The sequence below is a fragment of the Thioclava sp. genome (assembly GCF_048263065.1).
GTDB lineage: Bacteria > Pseudomonadota > Alphaproteobacteria > Rhodobacterales > Rhodobacteraceae > Thioclava.
On record NZ_JBLXEM010000028.1, the window covers coordinates 1 to 22,245 of the forward strand.

The 22,245-nt window shown below is 55.8% G+C and carries 18 protein-coding genes and 2 pseudogenes; 12 read left to right on the top strand and 8 right to left on the bottom strand.

Features of this window, described 5'->3' with window-relative positions:
* A partial coding sequence (locus ACN0SD_RS17720) for a hypothetical protein (RefSeq protein WP_417809548.1) occupies positions 1-206 on the top strand: 206 nt, incomplete at its 5' end.
* A gap of 54 nt (positions 207-260) precedes the next feature.
* On the opposite strand, the gene ACN0SD_RS17725 is transcribed toward ACN0SD_RS17720, so the two are convergent.
* Together ACN0SD_RS17725 and ACN0SD_RS17730 are read right to left on the bottom strand one after the other, a co-directional pair.
* Positions 261-2,450 carry an AAA family ATPase gene (locus tag ACN0SD_RS17725; protein WP_417809549.1) on the bottom strand — a complete coding sequence of 730 codons (2,190 nt, stop codon included), beginning with the start codon at positions 2,448-2,450 and terminating at the stop codon, positions 261-263.
* Between the two features lie 413 nt (positions 2,451-2,863).
* Positions 2,864-3,190 carry a hypothetical protein gene (locus ACN0SD_RS17730; protein ID WP_417809550.1) on the bottom strand — a complete coding sequence of 109 codons (327 nt, stop codon included), beginning with the start codon at positions 3,188-3,190 and terminating at the stop codon, positions 2,864-2,866.
* A gap of 346 nt (positions 3,191-3,536) precedes the next feature.
* Between ACN0SD_RS17730 and ACN0SD_RS17735 the strand changes: the two are divergent.
* Together ACN0SD_RS17735 and ACN0SD_RS17740 are read left to right on the top strand one after the other, a co-directional pair.
* Positions 3,537-3,686, top strand: a pseudogene (locus tag ACN0SD_RS17735) (IS3 family transposase); the annotation flags it as partial.
* Between the two features lie 87 nt (positions 3,687-3,773).
* Positions 3,774-4,526 (top strand): hypothetical protein, encoded by a 753-nt coding sequence (locus ACN0SD_RS17740; RefSeq protein ID WP_417809551.1) that lies wholly within the window; start codon positions 3,774-3,776, stop codon positions 4,524-4,526.
* Positions 4,527-5,055: 529 nt separating this feature from the next.
* Here the strand turns inward: ACN0SD_RS17740 and ACN0SD_RS17745 are convergent.
* The 3 genes from ACN0SD_RS17745 to ACN0SD_RS17755 are packed head-to-tail and all read right to left on the bottom strand — an operon-like array spanning position 5,056 to position 8,868.
* On the bottom strand, positions 5,056-6,474 hold the full coding sequence (locus ACN0SD_RS17745) for a hypothetical protein (protein WP_417809552.1): 1,419 nt from the start codon (positions 6,472-6,474) through the stop codon (positions 5,056-5,058).
* Positions 6,464-8,263, bottom strand: coding sequence for a hypothetical protein (locus ACN0SD_RS17750; protein WP_417809553.1), 1,800 nt, complete (start codon positions 8,261-8,263; stop codon positions 6,464-6,466). The genes ACN0SD_RS17745 and ACN0SD_RS17750 overlap by 11 nt, the downstream gene beginning before the upstream one ends.
* A gap of 47 nt (positions 8,264-8,310) precedes the next feature.
* Positions 8,311-8,868, bottom strand: a complete 558-nt coding sequence (locus tag ACN0SD_RS17755) for a hypothetical protein (protein ID WP_417809554.1) — start codon at positions 8,866-8,868, stop codon at positions 8,311-8,313.
* Between the two features lie 313 nt (positions 8,869-9,181).
* Here ACN0SD_RS17755 and ACN0SD_RS17760 point away from each other — a divergent pair, with 313 nt between their 5' ends.
* Positions 9,182-9,439 carry a hypothetical protein gene (locus ACN0SD_RS17760; RefSeq protein ID WP_417809555.1) on the top strand — a complete coding sequence of 86 codons (258 nt, stop codon included), beginning with the start codon at positions 9,182-9,184 and terminating at the stop codon, positions 9,437-9,439.
* Positions 9,440-10,172: 733 nt separating this feature from the next.
* Here ACN0SD_RS17760 and ACN0SD_RS17765 read toward each other — a convergent pair.
* Positions 10,173-11,228 carry a restriction endonuclease gene (locus ACN0SD_RS17765; RefSeq protein ID WP_417809556.1) on the bottom strand — a complete coding sequence of 352 codons (1,056 nt, stop codon included), beginning with the start codon at positions 11,226-11,228 and terminating at the stop codon, positions 10,173-10,175.
* 10 nt (positions 11,229-11,238) lie between these two features.
* Positions 11,239-11,451: a hypothetical protein gene (locus tag ACN0SD_RS17770; RefSeq protein ID WP_417809557.1), complete on the bottom strand. Its 213-nt coding sequence runs from the start codon at positions 11,449-11,451 to the stop codon at positions 11,239-11,241.
* A 311-nt stretch (positions 11,452-11,762) separates the two neighbouring features.
* On the opposite strand from ACN0SD_RS17770, the gene ACN0SD_RS17775 reads away from it, so the two are divergent.
* The 5 genes and pseudogenes from ACN0SD_RS17775 to ACN0SD_RS17795 all read left to right on the top strand — a co-directional run.
* Complete coding sequence (locus ACN0SD_RS17775) at positions 11,763-15,521, top strand: ATP-binding protein (protein ID WP_417809558.1); 3,759 nt, start codon at positions 11,763-11,765, stop codon at positions 15,519-15,521.
* A 3-nt stretch (positions 15,522-15,524) separates the two neighbouring features.
* Positions 15,525-16,145 carry a condensin complex protein MksE gene (locus ACN0SD_RS17780; protein WP_417809559.1) on the top strand — a complete coding sequence of 207 codons (621 nt, stop codon included), beginning with the start codon at positions 15,525-15,527 and terminating at the stop codon, positions 16,143-16,145.
* Positions 16,142-17,341: a hypothetical protein gene (locus ACN0SD_RS17785; protein WP_417809560.1), complete on the top strand. Its 1,200-nt coding sequence runs from the start codon at positions 16,142-16,144 to the stop codon at positions 17,339-17,341. The genes ACN0SD_RS17780 and ACN0SD_RS17785 overlap by 4 nt, the downstream gene beginning before the upstream one ends.
* Positions 17,326-18,159, top strand: coding sequence for a hypothetical protein (locus ACN0SD_RS17790; protein ID WP_417809561.1), 834 nt, complete (start codon positions 17,326-17,328; stop codon positions 18,157-18,159). Before ACN0SD_RS17785 ends, ACN0SD_RS17790 begins: the two co-directional genes overlap by 16 nt.
* Positions 18,160-18,315: 156 nt before the next feature.
* Positions 18,316-18,572 (top strand): annotated as a pseudogene (locus tag ACN0SD_RS17795) (transposase); the annotation flags it as partial.
* 229 nt (positions 18,573-18,801) lie between these two features.
* Here the strand turns inward: ACN0SD_RS17795 and ACN0SD_RS17800 are convergent.
* Positions 18,802-19,761 carry a LysR family transcriptional regulator gene (locus ACN0SD_RS17800; protein ID WP_417809562.1) on the bottom strand — a complete coding sequence of 320 codons (960 nt, stop codon included), beginning with the start codon at positions 19,759-19,761 and terminating at the stop codon, positions 18,802-18,804.
* A gap of 185 nt (positions 19,762-19,946) precedes the next feature.
* Between ACN0SD_RS17800 and ACN0SD_RS17805 the strand changes: the two genes are divergently transcribed.
* The 3 genes from ACN0SD_RS17805 to ACN0SD_RS17815 all read left to right on the top strand — a co-directional run bounded on the left by ACN0SD_RS17805 (position 19,947) and on the right by ACN0SD_RS17815 (position 22,230).
* Positions 19,947-20,741 carry a transporter substrate-binding domain-containing protein gene (locus ACN0SD_RS17805; RefSeq protein ID WP_417809563.1) on the top strand — a complete coding sequence of 265 codons (795 nt, stop codon included), beginning with the start codon at positions 19,947-19,949 and terminating at the stop codon, positions 20,739-20,741.
* A 96-nt stretch (positions 20,742-20,837) separates the two neighbouring features.
* A complete protein-coding gene (locus tag ACN0SD_RS17810; protein ID WP_417809564.1) occupies positions 20,838-21,554 on the top strand; it encodes an ABC transporter permease in 717 nt (238 codons plus the stop codon).
* A gap of 1 nt (position 21,555) precedes the next feature.
* Positions 21,556-22,230: an ABC transporter permease gene (locus ACN0SD_RS17815; protein WP_417809565.1), complete on the top strand. Its 675-nt coding sequence runs from the start codon at positions 21,556-21,558 to the stop codon at positions 22,228-22,230.
* Positions 22,231-22,245 lie beyond the last annotated feature (15 nt).

Genomic DNA, 22,245 nt, shown 5'->3' on the forward strand with positions numbered 1-22,245 from the left:
CGACACATGCATGCAGCGGCGCCATTTCGAACGCCAAACCAGACTGCGAAGAGAAGCGTGACCCGGACAAACGATCCTTGATCATTCAAAAGAAGGAAAACGAGCTTGACCCAGACACCCAATTAGAGAAGCGGTCGTTCGCTGCGCTTCCAATCCGATCAGCCCAAACAATGGAAGCGGGCGTTCAGAGTTGCCCCAAATCGTAGTTTTTAACTCTCCGCGGCTTTAACGAGTTTGCACGCCCTGAAGGGCATTTCCACTTATAAATCAGGCACGAGCAGATGACTGGCACCGGACATCATCTCATAATGTGGACCCTGTCCGTGGAATTCAAATACGCGACGGAAAACACTGCGAAGGCGTTCGCCCGCATCTACATTAAAGTAGAATTCCTCCGCGCCAAGGTAGCCATGCGACCCGTCGTTGAGAGAGCGTCGAAGTGCGCCGAAGGCAAAGGCGTCCGCTCCATCAAGGTTGTCGAGGCCTGACATCCAGTCTCTGTCGCCGATAAACTTGAAGTAGTGTTCCAAGATGCGCCGCATCGCATTGCATAGAGCCACCGGGACTGTCGCTGGATCATTCACCTCGTCCCAAAGCGCACGATAGGCTGTCATGATCGGAGTATTCGTCCCATGACTCGTCACCGATGACACTCCAGCGGGCTTTCGTAGGATCCAATGCTTCGGATCTGGGGCTTTACCCTTCCAGTAGCTACTGATCTCGTGATGGAAATGCGCATTATGCGTTAGAACAATGACCTGAGCGATCCGGCCGCCCGACGCACACGCGTCCTCGAACAGTTTTCGGACCATGGCTGCGACCGTATGCACTGCGGCAGCGTCTTGGCTTGTCATCGGATCGTCGATCACCACGACACGTCCTAAATTTTTTTCCGCTTCGTCGTGGTCGCCCGCCAAATGGTGGTAGAGATATACGAAGGCAAGGAAAGACCGCTCACCTTCCGAAAGCGTGTCGCCAGTCGGCGACCCATCGGCGCGATGAACCGCGTAGGTGCCATCACCCGATGTGGGGCGAAGATGAAAGCCATTATGCCCCTGTAGTCGCAGCAGCTCATTGATCGCGTCGGCGGTTGCCTCAATGCCGGTGATGCCGCGCCGAAGATCAGATATTTCTCCATTCAACTGTGCGACTTTGGCTTCGCGCTGCTCGATTTTATGACTGAGACCCTCAACCCTTTTCAGAAGCGGCTCTCGGCGCGCATCGTGGCCTATGTATTCGGACCGCGTGTCTGCGAGGAAACGGCACCAAACCTCCTCCTGCCACGCAGAGCGTTCACGGGTGAAATTCTCGGATAGATTCGTTTGATGATCAGCCTTGGCGTTAGCCCCATCCATGAATGACAGGACCATCCCGAAAGCGTCATCATCCGCTTCCAAATCGATTTCGGACGATGGAGCCGACAGCTTGCGATCAATGGCTTCGAGATTACGACGGTGGAGTTCTATCCATGCGGATAATGCCTTGCTGGCATCTGCATCCAAAAGTGGCGAGCCAGCTACCTCGGCGATCCATTCGTCAATAGCCTCGATATCTTTAGCATAGATGGCTCTGTCCCGACGGATCGCCTCAATCCCGCTTTCATAGGTAGCGTCGAAAATCGCAGCGATGCGAGTCGAAAGGGAGTGGTCGACTGGCTGTTGGCAGAATGGACACCGGCCGGAAGACTGCCGCAAAAGGGGGAGGCCCGCTTTCAACCAGTCAGCACTTCCGAGTTCTGCGACCAATTCAGCGATTGGTTGGTCGCTCGCCGGCACAAGAGGTCTGCGTAGGCGCTCTTGGATGATTTCTTCGGCCGACGGCCTAGGTGGAAAAGGCAGGCGCTCGGCTACCGCTGGCGGATTGCCAGCAAAGGTCTGAGCCTGCTCGAGAAGGTCGGCGAGAGACCTCGGTTCTTCATCAGACCACCTTTCCGCACGTTCATAGTATTCGGATGCGAAGCGAGCCTCGGCGTTCCATGTGCCGACGAACGTCAGAGATTTGTGCGGCGTCCATACTTCCTTTCTCTTATTCCAGATTTTCTTTCTAAAATCCGCATTCTCAGCCTTAAGTGCAGGTTCACCTTCTGGTCCCTCCAAGCGCCCCTTTGCAGATTTCAATCTTTCATCTTCGTCATCTCGCTCGCCCTCTTTCTGCTCCACCTCCCGCGCCGCAACCGCGTCATCACCCAGAGTGTAGATGCCGGGCATCGCCCGTGATGGGTGGCAGTTGCGGGCGATATAGTCTCGCCCAAAAACGATCACTTCCTTTGGTCCTGGATCCCATCCAGTGGCGCACGATGGATATGACATCAAGTCTGCGAGCACCCGACTGATGGTCGATTTACCCGAACCATTGGGTCCGAAAATGACGTTGCAAGGCCCAAGGTCGTCGAGCCGGATACCGGTATCGGAAAAAGAAGCTTCAGAACGAATTTCAACAAAAGTCAGCATCGTTAAATGGTATTCCTCAAAATTTGTCAGCCCTCAACGAGCCGTTACGCTCTAAAGACAGGCGCGCTATGACTTGTCGGCAATATCGTCTCGAATTGGCGCCTCCGAAGACTGGCGCAAGAAACAACGCCTCACCGCCGAGAGGCCCCTCCAAGTAGGCCGAATAGGCCTGATATTTTTCGCCAATCGCGAAGCCGCACTTTATCTACCACTCCAAGTTAGCTTGCCGTATTTTATGCTGCAAGATGCGACGGATGAGCGGTTCGGGGAAGCTGTTCCGCAGCGTTGGTTCGAAATGCGAGCGGCAGCTCTGGGCCGTCTTTCAGATGCTGCACCGACGAAAACCGCTCCAAGATGTATGGGTCTGCTTTGCGCTGGCTCCGATCAGTTGTAGCCTACAATTTTGTTGGAAGTCATGTAGCAACTGCAGATAGCGCCTTGTCGATACTGAAAACGTGCTTTTCACCTGCTTCATCAACTCGATGAAAGGCTTTAGTCTGGGCATGAATTCCCGGAGAACGCTCCCGGTTATCCCAATCCACAACGAGGTCTGCGACAGAGCCAGCAGGCCAGTTCGTTGCTGAACAATATCTGTTATAAAGATCAATGATGTCGTTCTTCACGCTTTCTGGAACCGAACTTCCGGGGACAGTGTTCTCACGAATATCGCGGAAATACTGTTTCGCTTCGGTTATCGTGCCGAAGTGAAGTCCGCTTTTGAGGGAAACACTTTTCGCCATCTATTAAGCACCTTTTCTGCTCAGCGTTTCGCAAATGATGACACAATTAAAGCTCAGCGTCTAACGCCCTCTTCGGGGCTGGCAGAGGTCTTTGCATCTCGCGCACGCAACGTCCGCACTGCCGCCCTTCATTCTCCGAAAATGCTGCAAATGCCGCGCATGGCCGGTTTGGGGAAGCTGCGCCGCGGCAAAACCCAACTTGGCGAACGGCAGTTCTGGGCCGAGCGCGTCGATATGGCCGGGCGGGTCGCAAGAAAGACTTTCCGCGACGCCACATGGCCGCTTCGAGCCCAATTTGACTGATGCTGCGCGTCGCACGAAGGGCTGCTTTCGAGAGAAGCAGACCAACGACCAGCGCTACCACGAGAGCCTGCACAACGTCACACCCGCCGACGTCTACTTCGGGCGTGACAAGGCCATCCTGCAACAAAGGGAAAGGATCAAACGAAAGACGCTCGAAGCGCGCCGCTTGCATCACCGCCAGCGCGCCGCATAATACAACCAACCAGATGCGCCAGACTCTCTCTTAGTTTAGGCCGCCTTTGGACCCAAAAACTCTGACGACGGACAGAGGGGATGAGACGTGGCAGACGTTCGCACATCAAAGGCCAGTCGGGGCAGCCGTTTTGACACCAACATACGTGACCGCATTGCTGCGCTCGGGCTTGTACTGTTCGCCGTTGCGGTTCTGTGGGTTGGATCGTCGTGGTGCTACTATGCCCTCGTTGAGGGTATGGGCTTGGAAAGCGGTTACGACGACGCGCCAATTTTCTTTGCGGGCTTCTACCTGATCTGGAGCGGTGTCGCGATGGCCCTCTTCCGCCCGGTTCTGGGCAAGCAGGTGATAGTGAAACTCATGATCAGACATGCGGTCGCGCTGGCTCCAATCCTGTTGATCTATGCGTTCTACGTTACTGTGCTGCTGCCTTTGCTGCCTGAGGTGTCGGTTGAGCGGGCACCGGAAAACCCACCGGAATTCATGTTCGCGTCCGCGTGGTATTACCTGCCAAAGTCAGCCGATATCCTGTTCCAGCAAATCCTTGTCGCGGCGATAGTCCTAGGAGCAGCTAAGGCGAAAATGAGCCTTCCCGTAATCTCCGTCGGCATGGCAACTCTCTTTGGCGGCTTTCATCTATTGCTAATCTTCGACGGGTTTACGGCGCTCTATGTGGCCCGATTTACAATCGCGGCGACACTCTTTGGCCTCGCGATCCCATATCTCTATCTGCGCACCCGCTACGGATTTCGATGGGCCTATGGGCTGCACTGGTCGTTCTACGCTCTCGACGCTGCGATCACGCACCTGCTGCTCGCCGTGCCGCCTTGGGCGAACTGAAGAGGTTGTTGCCGCACCTTGGCTAATTGGTGCCAAACGGAAGCGCATCTTATGAAAGCGGCCTTTGGAACAATCGCAGCGAAATGGCGCTTCGTCCCGCATTTGCGACCTTGGCGTGCCCGCTAATGCTGGAAGATGCCACAGATGGCCGGTTTGGGGAAGCTGCGTTGCGGCGACGCCCATCCTACTGGAAGGCATTTCAGGGCCGAGAACAACGGAAGGCTTAGTCTTCAATCCGCAGCTGTGCCGCGACGCGGAGATTGTCGACTTCGAGCCCTAAAGTCTCGCAGTTTCTTTTTATTCGCGCTGCACGCTGCCGACGCCCCTTCGACCATTCCGAGGAGCGCAGCCTTCATCACACAATAGGCGCCACAAGATATGGAGAGTCCCCCTACCCAGCATCCAAATGTAGATTCCGGGAAAAACTTAGCCTCACACGGGAAGAACTTAGGTGACTTCTACACTGTGATGCAAGCGGCGCAATTCGAGTGTCTTTTGCTTGTTTCTTTCTCGTTGTTTCAGAACGTCTTCACAGCTCACCAAAATAGGCTTTCCACTCTGCATCGGTAATTTCACCTATTGCGTCGGAATGAGCTTTCTTTATTGTCAGAAGTTTAAATGCGCGCGTGCGATACGCTTCTGCCGTTTTCTCACTGCGCTGCCCACAGGCCAGTAGGGCCAGTTCGACTCCACGTGACCCCAGTCTGCCGAATTCGTCATGGAGCTTTGTCCGGGCAGCGTGGCTCCCAGTGCCAAGAACCTGAGACCAAATCGCGCTGACGTAGCGAGGATCAAGATTGCTGTCGTCATGAGCAACGAAAAGCCGGCGCTTACGCTCAAAACACGCCTTGCGAAGATCCTGCAGATGTTCACTACTCGCACCTTGGAGGATCATTTGGTCGATGAAGAAACCAAATAGTGGCAAGACTGGCGCAGTGAATGGCCTTTTGCTCTTCGACATAATGAGATTGAAACGATACCCGTTGTCATCCCAGAGTATCTCTTCACCAAAGCGCAAAACGGTATCCGCAACTCTAAGTGGAAACGGACAAAACAGAGTTATCGCGACCGCCGCATTGCGCAGGAACTGCGCCCTCACACCATTTTTGGTATTCTCGGCTTCGCCAAGCATATCCAGAGCGATTTCAAAAATTTCCTCATATGAGGGTAGCGAAAGCACCCTTTGTTCTTTCACTGGCGCCGCGAGCGCCGCTCGCCTCTCGTGGTAGCACACGCGCGCCGCCAAGTGCTCCAACACCGTAGTTGAGGCCCCAATATAGCGTGCAAACCCATGAACCTGTCGGATCGCAGATCTGATCGTAACCCTAGAAAGGGGGCGCTCGCGCCCCAATAGCGAGCGCTCGTAAGCTTCCAGCGTCTCGATCGATATATTTTCCTCAAGGTTATTTTGACGCGCGACCAGAATGAGCTCACAGAGTTTCGTGCGGGTCGTTTGGATCATTGAGGCAACCGGAGGAGGCTGACGCTGCTCAAAACGGCTAGGAAGTCCATCCGTCATGCGGCCGAGCGCCTCCAACCACTCGGCCGGAAGATCCTCAGGCGGCACTGAAAAACGCCGCGCACGAGGCTTTCGTCCGCCAGGGGGCTTGCGCGTAGAGCCAGAGCGTTCATGGATATAGACATCCAACGCACGCAGGATCGGATCTTCGCCGAAGATCGCCCAGACCACTCTTCTAAGCAACCGCAGTTTAGCCACATTCCAATTCTCCAACAGATAGGAAAGTGTCGGATGCTCGTCGCGATTCAACGCGGCCATTCGCAAGCATAGGAAATCATCAAGCGGGCCGAATTCACGCGTCTTGATCTTCCCGCTGCATACCAATGCCTCGGCGCTTTCAACTGATATCACACCCTCCCAATGCGGTGCCCTAAACATGGCTGCGAGGCGCTTCAACTCGCGCTGAGTCATTACGCGTTTATCCGGCATCCCGGAACCCCGCCTGGCGCGCCAATTCGGCCTGCACTTTGAGTATCTCTGCTTCTTGGTCGATCCATGCGTAGTGTTTGCGCACAACAGCCGGGCTATTGCAGAGCAATCTCGCCGCTCCGACGTAATCTCCCGGCTGGCTTCTCAGCCAGAGTGAAGCAAGACCATGCCGGAAGTTGTGGGGCTTCATTGGCAGCCCCAGATCACGTGAATACCGTTGCAGCCAATCTCGAACCGTCTGATCTGCGATCTGCTCGCCCTCAAACCCTGGAAAAAGGAAATCCGACTTGTTGGTCCAAGGAATGAGGGGACGAATTTCATCAAGATACCATTTGACAGTCTCGCCGCCGCGCGTTGGTCCATCAGCGATCCTCGCCTGGACATCGACGTGGTTTTTGACCTCTCTAGCTGGAATACAAAGTTGAAACTGTTGGCTCGCACGTTTCGGAATGATCATGCTAGGCGAAGGCCCAAGATGCCGCAACTTCACCATGTTGTTAATCCGAAGCGGAACGCCCCAAAGCGCGATTGCAGCATATGCGGCGAGGACACCGAGACGAATGATCTGATGCTGACGATATTTGTTGGTGTCAGATTCATCCTTGATCATTTCCATGGCCTGCTCCCTAAAGCGCAAGTGCATCGAACGGAAAAGCATTTCGGATTTGCGATCGCGCAGGAGCCGAACGCAGAAAGCTTGCGCTGATGGCGACATCAACTGCGTCTGCTTTTTCCCCAGTTTCAGTGTCCCATTGCTTCTGAGAGATTGCTCCATAAATTCGACTTGCAAATCCTGCTGCCTGCCAAACGCGATAAGAATTCCGACGTAATGACTCATGGTGCGCGGGCAGATCTTTAAGGCGCGATCCGTCTCGCAAAACCATATTCGCATGACCTGATCGAAAACGATTACGTTGAATGCCTCAGAGATATGCGAGCAGGTTTCGGGAAGGATTTCGTGAGCGAAAGCCGTTCCCAGATATTTCTTGAGCGCAGCCCTGCGCACCCCGAGCGTTTCTAGCGCGGCGCTCTCATTCCAGATTTCTTCGATACGGTCGTAAACTCCACATCCACTATCGCATACCAAGCGCTCCACCTGCTCTGCGATCACTGCGGGTATGAATCCCTGCGTTGCTCGACGTGGCGGCATGGAATTAGGTAGCGGGGCTTTGGGCAACAAAGCATGGATATTAGGGTTGAGTTTTGCGAATTGATTGAGATTCCTACATGCCAAAAGGAAGGAGTGCCCGCGTCGCAAAGTCTCCGCATCGCAAATTTCCGCAATCCACTCATCGGTGACGGCTTCGGGGCCGCGGCCCGCTTTGCGCGCGGCATCTGCCAGCACACAGATCGAAATGAGCATGTGAGGCGTGCGGCCCGTGCCCTCGCCAACATGTTGCCGTGTGAAGTTGAGCAATTTGCTCCAATTGTCGTCTCGACCGCGCCGCTCCCTGGCAGCATCTGTCGCGCCGCTAAACTTGTTGAGCAACGTTGACATCAACATCGTCCACCTGACAAAGGCGTTGTGGGTTCTGAAGCAGGCAGGTGCGACTTGATTCTTCGCGCGTGCCACTTCAAACATAGCCGGATCGGCGGAAACGTCTTTAAGGTGGTTTAGATTCATCACCTCTGCCGCCCTTACGATTTCACGCTCATATTTTTTGATTTCCTTGTCCGCATACGGCCGAGTGGTAGTGAGCCAGTTCAACACGTCCTCCATTGACGCGGTTTCTGCGTGATTAAAGTCTGCACCTGCAGAAGCTTTATTTCTATTCCCACTACTGTTCATTATATCTCGTCCTGTTCGTTATTTCCGTGATGCTGTCAAACACCTGCCTACTTTCTAACGCCGTAAATATTCGACTGTTTGACGGTTTGTTGGCTATTCCTTGAGCTGTCCGTTAATCCAAAATTCGAACCGATATTGTCGCCAGAGAGTCCCTTGCGAACCGTCAATCCCATGGATTTCGAAACGCCGTGCCTGCGACGAAGCCACGATGCAGGCTTCTCACCGCGCATCCATGCATCGATATGGAGCGGCAGGTAGCGGCGCGTTCTCGGCCCCAGATCAGTGTGCTCAGGAAGGTTCCATTTGGGATCGCAAGAGTTTCCCGCGCGCCGGATAGTTACGGGATGCACATCGACCATATTAGCGAGTTCCTCGACTCCGAGGAGGCGACGCTCAATCTGCTGCGACATTTCAATGGGCACATCGTAGACGCCAAACAAGCGGCGCAAAATGTCCAAAAGGTCATAGCGTCCTCCCGGCACCTGCTGGAAGCCGAATTTATTTACGATCACATGCACTTGCTTCGAGGAAACCCCAAGGTGGTCCCCCACTGCTGCTAGCGTGATGTATTTGGATGTGACGTGGATGCGATCTGCGTTTTTCATACTGTTACATTACAGCAATCTAAAACATCACATCTAGTCGGAGCATTTAAATGCAGCCGAAAATCCGCCAATAAACCTAAATTTTCCACGAAATCTGGTTTTATTTTCAGTAAAACATTTTCATCAGATCGTTCTGAAAAATTATATCTCCTAGAAAATCAAGAAATGTGTCAAAAAAAATCCGGATAATTGAAAATCTTTTTCCGACGAGAAGCTTTGCCGCAGCATCCGGCTTACGCCATCACCGTTGACCTCTCCGAGACAGCGCATACACTTCGTGCAAAAACTTCGGGCTGAATGGGATCGTTTTGTGATGACGGGTTTCGGACACGACCTAGGCCTGTTCGTGACCTCACGTCAGTTAGGCTTCGCCATTTCATCTTCAGATTGGGAAGGTTTTCTGGGCGGCCTTTTAGTGCTCATCAACACACAGATGCCTAGGTTGCCGTTGGATGTGCTGGAATGCGATGGGCACGTTCCCCAGAAGCTCCGCACGACTATCTTGAGCAGCGAAATAATTGTTGACCGACGCAACCACACCGACAGCGGCAATCCGATCTTGATCCAGTAGTTAGGCTGACTGGCTGGCAACGATTGTCGACACGTTACGAGGGCCGCTCGCAGATTTCTTTGCCGGCTTTTACGCCCGTCGCAATTTTCCTCTTTGCTTGAACCTAATTCCCGCATCGCGGGGCATAGCCGAGCACAAAAGAAGACGACATGGCCAAAACTCTGTTACACAGTTGATTTTAAATGAAAAAATTGTGATTTTGCGTGTAAATTCCAAGAGCCCGCGCGGAAAAATCGCGCTGCGTCAAAAAATAGTCGTTTAATATCAATTGTGTAACGCCTGTTACGCCTTGTTACGCCTCGTGTTACATGCCAAGCCTTTGTTTTATAATAAGAAAACTATCTATTTATGTATATGTAACAGAAAAAAAATTTAAGTATATATAGAGAAAGATAGAAGAAGATAGACATACATCGTCGATCTCTACGCGCTCACATATATATACATTTCCCCCGCGTTACAGGCGTTACAGCGTTACAGTATGGATTTTCGAAATGCTAACAAAAGCTTAGCTGTAACAGGCGCTGTAACAGGGCGTTACAAGATGCTGTCCCAGCAATCAAGCTTCAGTCCTAGGTATGCACGTTGCTCTGCCCCGTGACAGCTGCAGCTATCTGAGTGGCGCGGTATTCTTTGAGGCGTTCTTCGCATGCCGATCTGGCCCCCAAGCAGGCGACGTTATGCTGCTCGAAAACCTTTTTCTGGTAAATGTCAGAAGTGCTGTGGGTTGTCATCAGGAGCCTCCCGCTACCGGTGCCCAAATCTGTTTCAAAGGAAGTTTGGCACGGGTCTCATCAGTCAGTTCGCCATAGGTGCGGAATAAAGCCTTTAGAAGATCGGGCATCTGCCACAGGCGTAGCTTAAAGAAGTTGTTGTCCAACTCCTTTTGCGCAACCGCGTTCACGCCACCAATGCTTACAAGAAGCCCTGTCTGTGCTTGTGTGTTCGACACCGAACCAATTAAGCGTAGCACAACGTCGTGGTTGGCGGTGCCGTCGCCAGATTTCACCTGCACACAAATCCGATCCTCACCAAGGCCAAGCGTGCCGCCCGCAGCCAAAATATCGACGCCACCATCGGCACCTGGAGGTGAAACCTTTGTAGTGTAACCTTCGACGCGCATGATCTCAGCCACCAGATCGGCCAAGGCATGTCCTGCGAACTCAGACTTGATCAGCGAGATAATCTGCTGATGCGCAATATCCTCAATGTCGGTCTGGTAGTCTTCCACATCGGTCTCGTCGTCCTCCATGCCGTTCACGGGCTGCCCCTGTGGAGCCTGTCCTTGCTTGCCCAAAAGGGCGCCAGGATCGCGGCCAATCTCTAGCACAGCTTGCACGCGCTCTAGAGCCGAATTACGCTTGATCTGGCAGACCGTCATGAAGGCCCCAAATGAGTGCCGCAGGTCTTGCTTGAAGGTGTCGCGGGGTAGAGACACTTCCTTCCATTCGATGGTGCGCGAGTGCTTGAACTCGCTTGCAGCGTCAAATTTGTAGTCGCCGGTCACGACCCCGATCGCTACGCCATTCGTTACCTTACGAGGCATTACAACAAAATCGCCAAGCTCAATCTGATTGACAAACTGGTTTAGTTGGGCGGCAAAATTGCGTAGACGGTTCTTGCCTTCATCAGGCATCACCTCTTGCAGCTTAGCAAACACCGCCTCTCGGCTGTCGCATGCGCTCAGATCTCCAACGTCCAGAAAACCCGGATAGAGCTTGCTATGCTCAATAGCAGCAAGCTCCCGCTCGCCGTGTGCTCCGGCCCTTACAATCCATAGCTTAGTCATGCCTTCACTCCTACTGAACAACGTCGGGGTGGTGGTCGGAAATGACAAAATTGGCGTAGTTCTTCACGTTGATCCGCCCCGAAACAGCTGCAGCGATCTGGGCCGCGCTGTATTCTTTGAGGCTACGTTTCAACATCAGCTCGCTGGCGTTAATATTCGCGTAGACGCCGCATAAACCGTCGAGCGAACCATGCGCAGATGCCTTAAGCACCGTTTTTCTCATGCCTCCATCTCCTCTTTAATGGCATCAAGGCGGTAGTCGGTGTAGCCCGATCTTGCGTCGAGTTGAAGGTTGGTCCCGTCCGCAACAGCTTCAGTGGTCAAAGAGGGCGTTATGTTTCGTAGTGATGGCGACGCCGAACGGCAATCAAGCCGCACGATTTTTGTTGAGTTTGTCGCTTCGACTTCGCACAATTTGGCCAACATGATTGGTAAGAGTTCGCCTCCATTCTTGTGAGGCGAATTTTGCTTTGACCGGTCCATCGATCGGGAAAGCAATTTGTGATCGAAAATAACGAAGGCGGCGAGATTAGTATGAACGACCATTCCCCGAGCACGGACCAATCCTCCAACGCAGGAATAGGCGAGAATGCAATCGCACCCCATCCCGTGCCTGCCCAAAGCGAGACGGTTCAGGCGGCTGCCAAAATGCCTGGTCCCGTGCGGATGCTCATGGTCGACACCACCCCTTTCGCCGGCGCGATCGCAGAGATTCCGCTTGATGGCAACACCCTGATTACCGGCCAGAACGCGGCCGGCAAAACCTCGGTTATTCAGCTCATGCCACTCTTCCTGGGCGTGCCGCCCTCGAAGATCTCGGACAAGACCCAGGGCAAGGACTTCTACCGCTACTATGTGCCGCGCGCTTCGTCTTACATCGCCTTCGAATATAAGCACCGCGACGGGCACCCGCGCGCCGTCATCATCCATTCGGCGATCAGCGAGGACAAGCTGGTCTTTCGTTTCGTTCACTCTGCCCTCTATGAGGAGATGTTCGTCACAGAGAACGGGGATTTCGTCAGCAGTGACAACTTGGCATCTCATCTGCGCAACCGGGGCTACAACGTCGCCTCGCAGCAGGTCGACACCATCCTCGATTACCGCACGATCATTCTGGGGCTGAAGGTCGATCACGGCGATACCAAGCGGCGCAGCTTTCTTAAGCGGATGATCACCGAATACACGATCTCGCAGATCAACAAGCCACTGCGCAACGCCGACCAGGTGATCCAGGCCATGCTGACTCGCGATGTCAGCCTCAAGGCGATCGAGAGCATGCTGGCCGACAAGTTGCTAGCAGGCGATCCGGATCTTCAGGTCGAAGGCGACCGCGCGAATATCGAAAACTGGCCGATGCAATATCGCTCCTATCGCGAGGTGATGGAGTATGAGCCCAAGGCCCGCGAACTCGAGACGCAAAGTAAGGAACTGATCGGGGAAAAATCCCGCCGGACCGCCGCGATCCGCGAGATGCTGCACCTTGAAAACGGACTATCGGAAACCGAACGACAGACAGAAAAACAGAAATCTGCGGTCGTCACCAAGCGCACCGAGGAGCAATCGGTCTTTTCCGATGAGACACACAAGGCGCAAGAGGCGCGCGATAAGGCGCACAATCAACTCAAGTCCACGCAAAACGAAATCGAGGAGATCGAGAAGCGCAATACCCGGCTCGTGAAGAAGGATGCCGAAGGCAAGGCGCGGCTCGCGGACCGCAAGGATGAGATCGAAGAAGACCTGCGCGAAGCGCAAGGGCGCTACAATGCTCTCGACGGCGAGCAACGCAAGCTGACCTCACAATACGACGCCCTCAAGCGCGAAGCGGAAATCAAGGGTGACGAGCGCATCAGTAGCCTCTATGCCGCAGACGAAGTCGTGCGTAAGGACGTCAAGGAAAAGACCGACGCTGCCGAAGCGCGTCACGGCGAGCAAGAGTGCGAGCTTATCGCCTCCTATGAGCCCTCCATGAAGGACGCAGACTTAAAAGTCGACCAAGCCAGCGGCGAACTGGGCGCCGCACAGGAAGCCGGGCGCAACCCTGCCCCGCCCCAGGGGCTTCTCGATCGACAAGAGGAGGCCGGGGCCGCGCTTGAAGAGGTCAACACGATCTACTTCTCCGAGCTCGAGGAGCGACGTCGCCTTGAGGCTGCCGCGCGCCAAGCCAAGGACAAACGGCAGAAGGCAAACCAGCGGCTCGAGAACCTCGTCTCCCGTATCCAGACCCTCACCGACAAGCTCTCCCGGTTGGAAGCCTCCCGTAAACCCGCCCCGGGCAGCTTGCTGGCTTTCCTGCGCGAGTATCGCGAGGATTGGGGACAGACGATCGGAATGGTGATCAACCCTGAGCTTCTGTCCAAGATCGATCTGTCGCCCGAGATGGTGGAGGAGGCTTCCTCGCTCTTCGGGTTGCAAATCGATCTGGACCGGCTTGTCCCCTGCGATCAGGCGGACCTGTCGGGCATCGACGCTGCGATCGACGAGGCGCGTGCCGAAATCGAGGAAGAGACCTCCGCGAAGCTCGCTCAGGAGGTAGACCTCAGAACCCTCACACAGGCCCTGCGCGACGCTGAACACGCGATCACGCTTAAAGAGACGGAAATCGCCACGCTGACGCGCCAGCGCGACGGGGCAAGCCAAACCCTAGCCGCGCGCAAGGATGACGTCACCAAGGCGCGCATCACGGCAAAGCGCGATGCAGAGGAGCGCATCCAAGCTGCAAAAGCTGCCCTTGATGGGGCTCGGACTGCGCGGGGCGATCTCTCCAAGAAGCGCGATGTTGCTATCAAGACGATGCGCGGGCGCCAGCGTGAGGAAATCGCTCAAATCTCCGCGCTGCTCAGCCAGGAGATCGAAAAAAACGAGCGCAAGCGGCGCGATATTCGTGACGAGGTGGCCGACCGCAAGCACGCGCTCGACGAGGAACTCAAAGCGGCTCTGGCCGCCAAGGGGATCGACCCGAGCCTGCTCGAAAGTATCAAAATCCAAATGGCCTCGGCGGCAAGCGACCTTCAGGCGATCCGCGCGAACGAAGAGATTGTCATCGAATGGCGCCACCTGAACCGTGAAGTGCTGCCGCGCCTGCCTGAACTCAAATCGCGCAGCGAGCATGAGACTCAGGAGCTTGAGCGGTTGGAGGCCGCCCGGTGCGCCATCATCGACAACTGGCAAAAGCGCGACGATGAGTTCGCCGCCCAAATCACGGCGCTGCAGGCCACGCTCACGCAATGCGAGAAAGACAAGAAGCGGATCTTTCAGAGGCTCGGCATTATCGATCTCTCCGCAATCACGCCGGCCGAGACGACGGTGCGCACGGTCGACGAACTGATCAACGATCTCAACGATGCTGATCGGGCTGTTCAGAAGCTCTCCGGCGCGCTGCGCCAAGGGGTTCTGCAAATCTCTCGCGTATTTCAGCGCGAACCGCACAGCCCGGCCGCGCAGCACCTCGCGACTGCGAAAGAAGGATTTTCCTCAACAGTGGAGGGGCCAGAATGGGTTCCGGCCTTCATCGAATGGTATGACGAGTTGCACGCCCAGCAGCGCGCGCAACTCCTGCACGACGCTAGCATCGTCGGGAACTCGATCAAGAGCGGCTATCAGCGCCTGATGACGCTGGAGCAACAGATTCAGTCCGAGAATCGCACGCTGCAATCGCACCTGAACGACAATAACTTCATGACCGTGGTGGAAGACCTGCGGGTCACGATCACCTCCTCGATCCAGAAGCTCGAATTCATGCCAGCGATGAAGCGGCTCAGCGATCTGCACGAGGCATGGATCTCGCAGCCCCACGACACCGACCCACCCGAGGGCTACTCCGAGGCGATGACCGAGCTTTTGCGGTTCTGGAATGCCCGAAACGGAATCTCGGCGAACCTGCGCGACCAGATCAGGATCGAAGGCCATATCATCGAGAAGGGCAACCGGCGCAACTTCAACTCGCGCACCGACATGAAGAACCTGTCCTCGAACGGTGTCTCCTACCTGATCATGACGACGATCATGGTGGCCTTCGTCAACATCGTGCGCGGCCGCTCACCTGTGCGCTTCATGTGGGCGCTCGATGAGCTCAGCAATATCGACGAGGGGAATACCCGAAAGCTCCTCGAAATGCTCGATCGCAACCAGATCAACATGATCGCCGCGACCCCTTCGGCCATGGGCAATGTCAACGCGCTCTTCGATTACCGCGTCAAGCTGCTCAACAACGGCCAGCTCGCCGATGTCCGCGGTGCAGGCCGCAAGTCGCAGCGGCTCCTTCCCCACCCCAATACCACGCGCCAGGAGGTGTGATCGATGTTCGAGACCGCGATCAATAAACTACTCGAAGGCGCCGTGATTTGCCCGGTGACCGAAGCGCGGAGCTACGACTATCTCGCGACCGGCAACGGCCTCGAGGATGCCAACGAGTTTCTCGCCCGGATCGGTCGGCGGATCATCTCGCCGACCAATGGTGGCGCCTTCTACCTAGTCTATACTGACCCAGGCGCGATAAAGCGCCCAGAAATGAAGACGCTGCACAACCGGATCATGTCTGAGACCCGGCCCGTGCTCGATTTTCTCGAGCTCTGCATGCAAGCCATGCACCGCGACGACATGCTCAGCGCGGGTGACGCTGTTCAGGCCACCGAGATCGGCAAGGAAATCGACAATGACAGCAAGCTGCGCTCGGACCTGCGCGAGATCGTCACCCAGTTAAGGGGGAAATCAGGTGAGACCGATCGCGATCGCCTCGACACCGTGCTCGCCCGTATGGAGCAATGGGGCTACCTCAAGCTCGAAAATGCCGAACGCCAGATCTACCGCGTCACTGGCATGATCGACGTCTTCCAAGACCATGTCGCCTTTTTCATCGAAAACGCGCCCGGGGCCCAGGAATTCGTGCAAGAGGTGGAGCAGGAAGGGCTGTTGCTGTGAACCCGAAATCCGACATCTGCGGGCTTATCAACCAGCTGCACCGAAACGCAGACCTGCTGGAGGACGCCTATTTCAGCGGCTCGATCGCACAGACCGATGAAAATATGTCGGCGCTGCGCTCGCTGCACGACGCGCGCATCATGGCGCCCCATCACAACGGACAATATCGCCTCACGCGCCGGATCCGCGAATTCTTCGACGAGCACACGCAGCGCCAGCAGCGTTTTGCGATCGGCGGCAACCTGACCGATGAGGTCGATCGGATGGAGCAGTTGCTCGCCTCCCTCGAAGAGGCGGCCAATTCAGGGCGGATTTCCGAGTTCGATCTCGCCCTCGATGATCTGGAGATGAGCCTCTTCGATATCCGTGAGATGATCGAACAAGAGCTTCTCCAGTTCGAGCAAGTGATGCACACCCGGTTTTCCAACGTCAAATCCAACGAGGAAAAGCGGCGCCAAAACGACTATTACCTCAAGAGGGCCGATCGCCTACGCTCGGTGCTGGAGGAGCTTAACCGGGAAAGCCTCCACGAGCGGTTTTCCAATCGCGCCCTGGGCGGGGTCAGTCTCACCTACAACCAGGCGATCATCCAGCAGATCAGTAAATGGTCCGCGGCCCAGCTCGCGATCTCGCGCGTCTTCACCGAGTATATGTTTAAGCTCCGCAACATCGCGGAGACGACTGCGCGTATGCGAGCCTTCCGGCAATATCTCAAGAAGCATGGCACGGGCCGCCTCGAAGAAGCGCTGGAAGTCCCTGCTGCCAGAATGCTACGGGTTACGGGGGAAGGCTCGCCCCTGATGCTCAACCTCGCGGATGAGGCCGCACGGGAACGACTGGCAATCGTTGCCTCCTCGTTGAAGGCTATGAAGCCCAAGGATATCACCATGCGCGCCGTCGGCGCCCGGCGTAAGGAGGCCATGCCTGAAGAGGTGGAAGACGATACCTCTTTCGAGCAGCAGGCTCTGTCTGTCTTTCTGTCTGTCGTGGATGGGCATGATAATTTCCTCTCCGCGCGACGTTGGGCCGAAGGGCAAGAGGACCTCAATGTTCCGCGCTTCCTTGAGCACTTGTTGAGTTGGACGACCATGGAGGCGTCGGATGAATACGAGGAGAACTTGATCACCGACGAGCTCGCCTTCGTCGCTGCGGCCAATGTCACGATTGAAGATATCGAACTGTGTCGGATCGTCTGATCAAGTCCGCGCTCCGGGCGCTTGAAGCTAAGGGCAAGTTTCAACTATCCCAAGAGCTTCGCGGCTACCTCGCTGACAATGCTGTCGCTCTGCCGGGGACAAGCCGTGTCGCTCTGGGGCCAAAAGCACGCCGGGCACTGATCGAATTACTGGAACGAGATTTCAGCGTCCCGCCCGGAACTCGACTTGCCGATCTCGAGGGTCTCAGCCGAAGTGATGCTCTTTCGGTGACCACCAATGAGAAGATCACCCGGCAAGGCGTGCGTGCCGCGCGCGTGGCGGTGAAGGCCGCGCCAGGTCAGGTCCTAAAACTCCGCGGCTCCGAGATTGCTCTGCCTGAAGGCGTCAATCTCGATATTACGGTAGATGATGCCCTGAACTTCGCAGAATATGACCGAATCCTGCTTATCGAAAACTGGGAAGTTTTCGAGCGCATCCACCTTCTCTCCTACGCCCCCCCCTTAGAGCTTCATGCGGCACTCGTTCTCTACCGGGGGCAACCGCACGGCTACACGATCGGCGCAGCACGCAGGTTCAGCACAAAACTGGCCAAGCCGGTTCATGTCTTGCCCGACCCAGATCCGGCAGGCCTACACCTCGCCATGACCTATCCAGGCTTTGCCGGCCTCGCATTACCTCCCGCCGAAGACATCCGAAATATTATCGTCTCGGGGCGAGGCGTGCCGGAACGATATCTCGATCAGTTGCCTATGGTCGAGCAGAGTCTCAATGCCTGCACAGACCCGGAAATCCAGGCATATTGGACCATCTTCAAGGAGACCGGGCGCGCTCTGCCTCAGGAAGAATTCGTGCGCTGACAAGGGAAAGACGGCTTCATCACGGGTCAGCATCGAGATGGACAGAACGAAGGTCATCTCTGTTTTTCTTTCTGCCTTTCGGGTCTGATTCGAGCGCCTCAGGCATCGATATCCGTTGCCCGACAGGGCATTGCGTAGCAATGGCCCGAGAGGGGGATGATTAAGGAGCAGGAGGCAGGCATGCCGACAGCTGAGGTGTGCCGTAGGCATGGCCTCAGCCCTGCGACGTTCTACAAGCTCAAGTCCAAGTATGGCGGCATGGAGGTGTCCGATGCGGCGAGGTTGAAGGCGCTGGAGGACGAAAACGCCAAGCTCAAGCGCCTGCTGGCCGATACCATGCTGGACAACGTCGTTCTGGAGGATCTGCCAGGAAAGAACTGACGACATTGACCAAGCGGCGAGAGGCTGCGCTTAGCCTATTCATCCTGCGCAGGCGGCCATAACCCAAGGAGGCTAGCGACAGTCCACGCGCAACGTCGACCATGGCGCGGAAATGAATGAACGGTTCGTGCCCCGACTGATGCGTGAGAAATGCTTTGTCGCGCGTTAGAGGCAGCGCTTCAAATGCATGACGGACAGCTCGCATTCCGGGTCGATTGCGCCCAACCTGATTGACCGGGACGTCAGGGCCGAGAGGCCGAATTACCCCCCGATCCCCGCCACACTCTGAATCTCGGAGATTTCCTGCACCAGCCATTCGCGGAACAGATTAACACAGGAATTCTCGGAAACATGCTCCTCGGCATAAACCAGTCGGTAGCAGGCGCGCGGCTGAATAAAACGTTCTGAGATCACGCAGATTCGCTCACGTGCCACATCGTCCTGAATCAATGCCCTGTCCGCTAGGGCGATCCCGAGCCCAGCCCGGGTTGCCTCGATGATTGTATGCTGATCGTCGAAGACCAGATTGGGATGCGCTCCGTCAGCTTTCATTTGGGCCATTTCAAGCCATTTCTGCCAATCTTCCAGGTCGCGGTAATTCAGGCGTGCGATCGAAGGTTGCATTAGTAGGCTTTCCGCGTCGTCCACGCTTTCCAGCAAATCTGGGCTACAGACCGGCACCAGCTTTTCGCGCAAAATCTCGATAGCCATTCCGCCGGGCGGCGCGGTGACCCCGTATTCGATGAACACGTCGTCGCGCCCGGGAACGACAACCCCCTCGCGCAGATTATTCAGATGTAGTTGCACCCCCGGATTGGCCTTCATGAATTCTGAAATCCGCGGCGCGATCACCTTCATTGCAACGAACGGCCCCGCTCGCACCCGCAAAACCTGCGCTTTGCGATCTGCCCGTATCAGCGAAACTATCTCGCCGATCTCATCGAAGGCCCGTTCGGCGGTTTCCCGCAGCAAAAGCCCCTGCGGCGTCAGCGACACCCCCCGGGCGCCACGTTGAAATAACTGCACACCCAAATTGTCTTCGATCTGCTTGATCTGATGGCTCACCGCCCCCTGGCTCACGGCCAGTTCATCGGCCGCTAGGGTGAAGCTGCAATGGAATGCCACCGCCTCGAACGCCCGCAAAGCCTTTAGCCCCGGCAGGCTGCGGCGCGCCGCGCGAGCCCGAGTATAGCTATTAGTTCTACTCATGTCTGCCAGCAATTGTTTTGCATTGTAGCCCTTATCTTCTTCGTAATAACGTTCAAAACACCCCGAGAACGAAATCGCGACCCTCCTGGGGATAAAAAAATATAATCAGTTTTCGCCGAATTGCGACAGGGTGAAATATCCCGCCATGCAGCAATATCTGCACTAAACACTGATGTTCCAACAAGGATACACTACGAATGAAAAATCTGATCAAAATCGCGGCGGCAGCCTCTGGGCTCATTTTTGCCGGCCTAGTCGGAGCAAGCGCGGAAACCCTGCAAATCGGCACCGAAGGCGCTTACGCCCCGTTCAACTACGTGGCCGAGAATGGCGACATAAGAGGGTTCGACGTGGAAATCGGCAACGCGATCTGCGCCGAAATGGGGGTCGACTGCGAATGGAGCGTGCATGACTGGGGCGGCATCATCCCCGCGCTCAACGCGAACAAGTTCGATTTCATGGTCGCCTCCATGGCGATCACTGAAAAGCGCATGGAAAAAGTGTTGTTCTCCGACCCCTATTACTACAACGCCATGCGTTTTCTTGCGGTGAAGGATCTCGAACTCGAAGAAGCCACGCCCCAAGCTCTGAAGGGGCTAGTCGTCGGCACCCAGCAGGGCGCCGTTGCCGTGTCGGTGCTGGAAGCCTATTTTCCCGACAGCGAACTCAAGCTCTATCCAAAGATGAACCAGGCCCTGATGGATATCGAATCTGGCCGCCTCGACCTCGCACTTTTTAGTCAGTTCACCGCCGGGAAATGGCTGCCAGAAAGTGATGGCTGTTGCGAATTCGTTGGTCAAAGCTTCCTGATGGACGGCACCCTTGGTGCCGGCATTGCCTTCCGCAAACAGGATGAAGAGCTGCGTGACCGCGTGAACACGGCGCTTCACACCATTATGGAAAACGGCACCTATGAAGAGATTCGTGCGAGATATTTCGATTTCGACATCATGAGTAAACCGCCCTATGCAAGCGAACTGTTCGAGATGTAAGTCCGGACATCCGGGCCGCTGCCATCCGTAGCCGTAGGCGGCGGCCCCTATTGCGCCCAGCTGCATACTGCGAACATTTCTCTCACGGGAATTCCCATGGACCAACTCCACCTGCTTTCCTTCGGCGATCATGGCTGGGGCGATGAGCTTCTGCTCGGGCTCGGCGTCACCCTTTCCCTCGCGATCTGCACCCTGCCCTTCGCGATCGCGCTGTCCTTTCTGATCCACTGGGCCAAGATGTCGCGCAATCGCCTACTGCACCGTTTCGGAATGCTTTACACTACCGTGTTCAAAAGTCTGCCGGAAATTCTGACGCTGCTGATCCTTTATTATCAGGCGCAGGCGATCATCGGTTGGCTGGTGCAGAGCGTCTTTCCTGGAGCGCGGGTTTCGGTGAGTCCCTTCTTCGCCGGGATGGTCTCGCTCAGCCTAGTAATCAGCGCCTATGGCAGCGAAGTCGTGCGAGCAGCCCTAGCTGCGGTGGGGCGCGAGCAATTCGAGGCGGCGCAATCGCTCGGCCTGTCGCCGGGCTGCGCCTTCTTCAAGGTTATCCTGCCGCAGCTCTGGCGCCATGCGATCCCCGGCTTCGGCAATCTCTGGATCATCCTGCTGAAAGATACTTCGCTGGTTTCCGTCATTGCGCTCAGCGAACTGACCCATGTTGCCGGCCTCGCTATCACCACCACCCGCCAGCCCTTTCTATTCTACGGCCTGATCGCCGTAATTTATGTCGGGCTGGTCACGCTCTCGGCGCAAGCGCAGAAACGGCTGGAACGGCGAGTCAATCGCGGCTTTGCCCGCTTGGAGGTCTGACATGATCGCCCTCTATCTCGATTATTTCGACCGTTGGTCGAACGGGCTCTGGCTCACCGCCTCGATGAGCACGCTCTCTGTGCTGGTCGGTTTCCTCGTCGCCGTGCCGATCGGCTTCGCCCGGTCGCGGGCAAAAGGGCCTCTCGCTTGGTTTGCGCTTGGCTATGTCAATCTGTTCCGGGGGATGCCGCTGCTGGTGCTGATGTTCCTCATCTATTACGGCCTCGGACAGTTCAACCACGAACTACGCGCCATTGGGCTCTGGTGGTTTTTCCGCGATGCCTATTTCTGCGGTATGCTGGCGCTGGTGCTGAACACCTCAGCCTATCAGGCCGAAATCATCCGTGGCAGTCTCGATACGATCTCGACATCGGTGCTCGAAACCAGTGCCGCGCTCAACCTGACACGCTGGACGGCTTTTCGTCGGGTGCTGCTGCCCATCGCCTTTGCCAAGGCGCTGCCGCCGCTGGGCAACGAATATATCCTGATGGTCAAGGCGACCTCACTTCTTGCCATCATCACCGTTTTCGATCTGATGGGCGAGGCCCGAACGATCTTCTCCGAAACTCTGGATCTCAGCGTCTATTACGTGGCTGCCCTGCATTATCTCGTTCTAGTGCTGGCCATCGAATGGGTTTTACGCCGCGTAGAGTCCCGTTTCGAATGGATGACATGATGTTGCCCGCCCAGC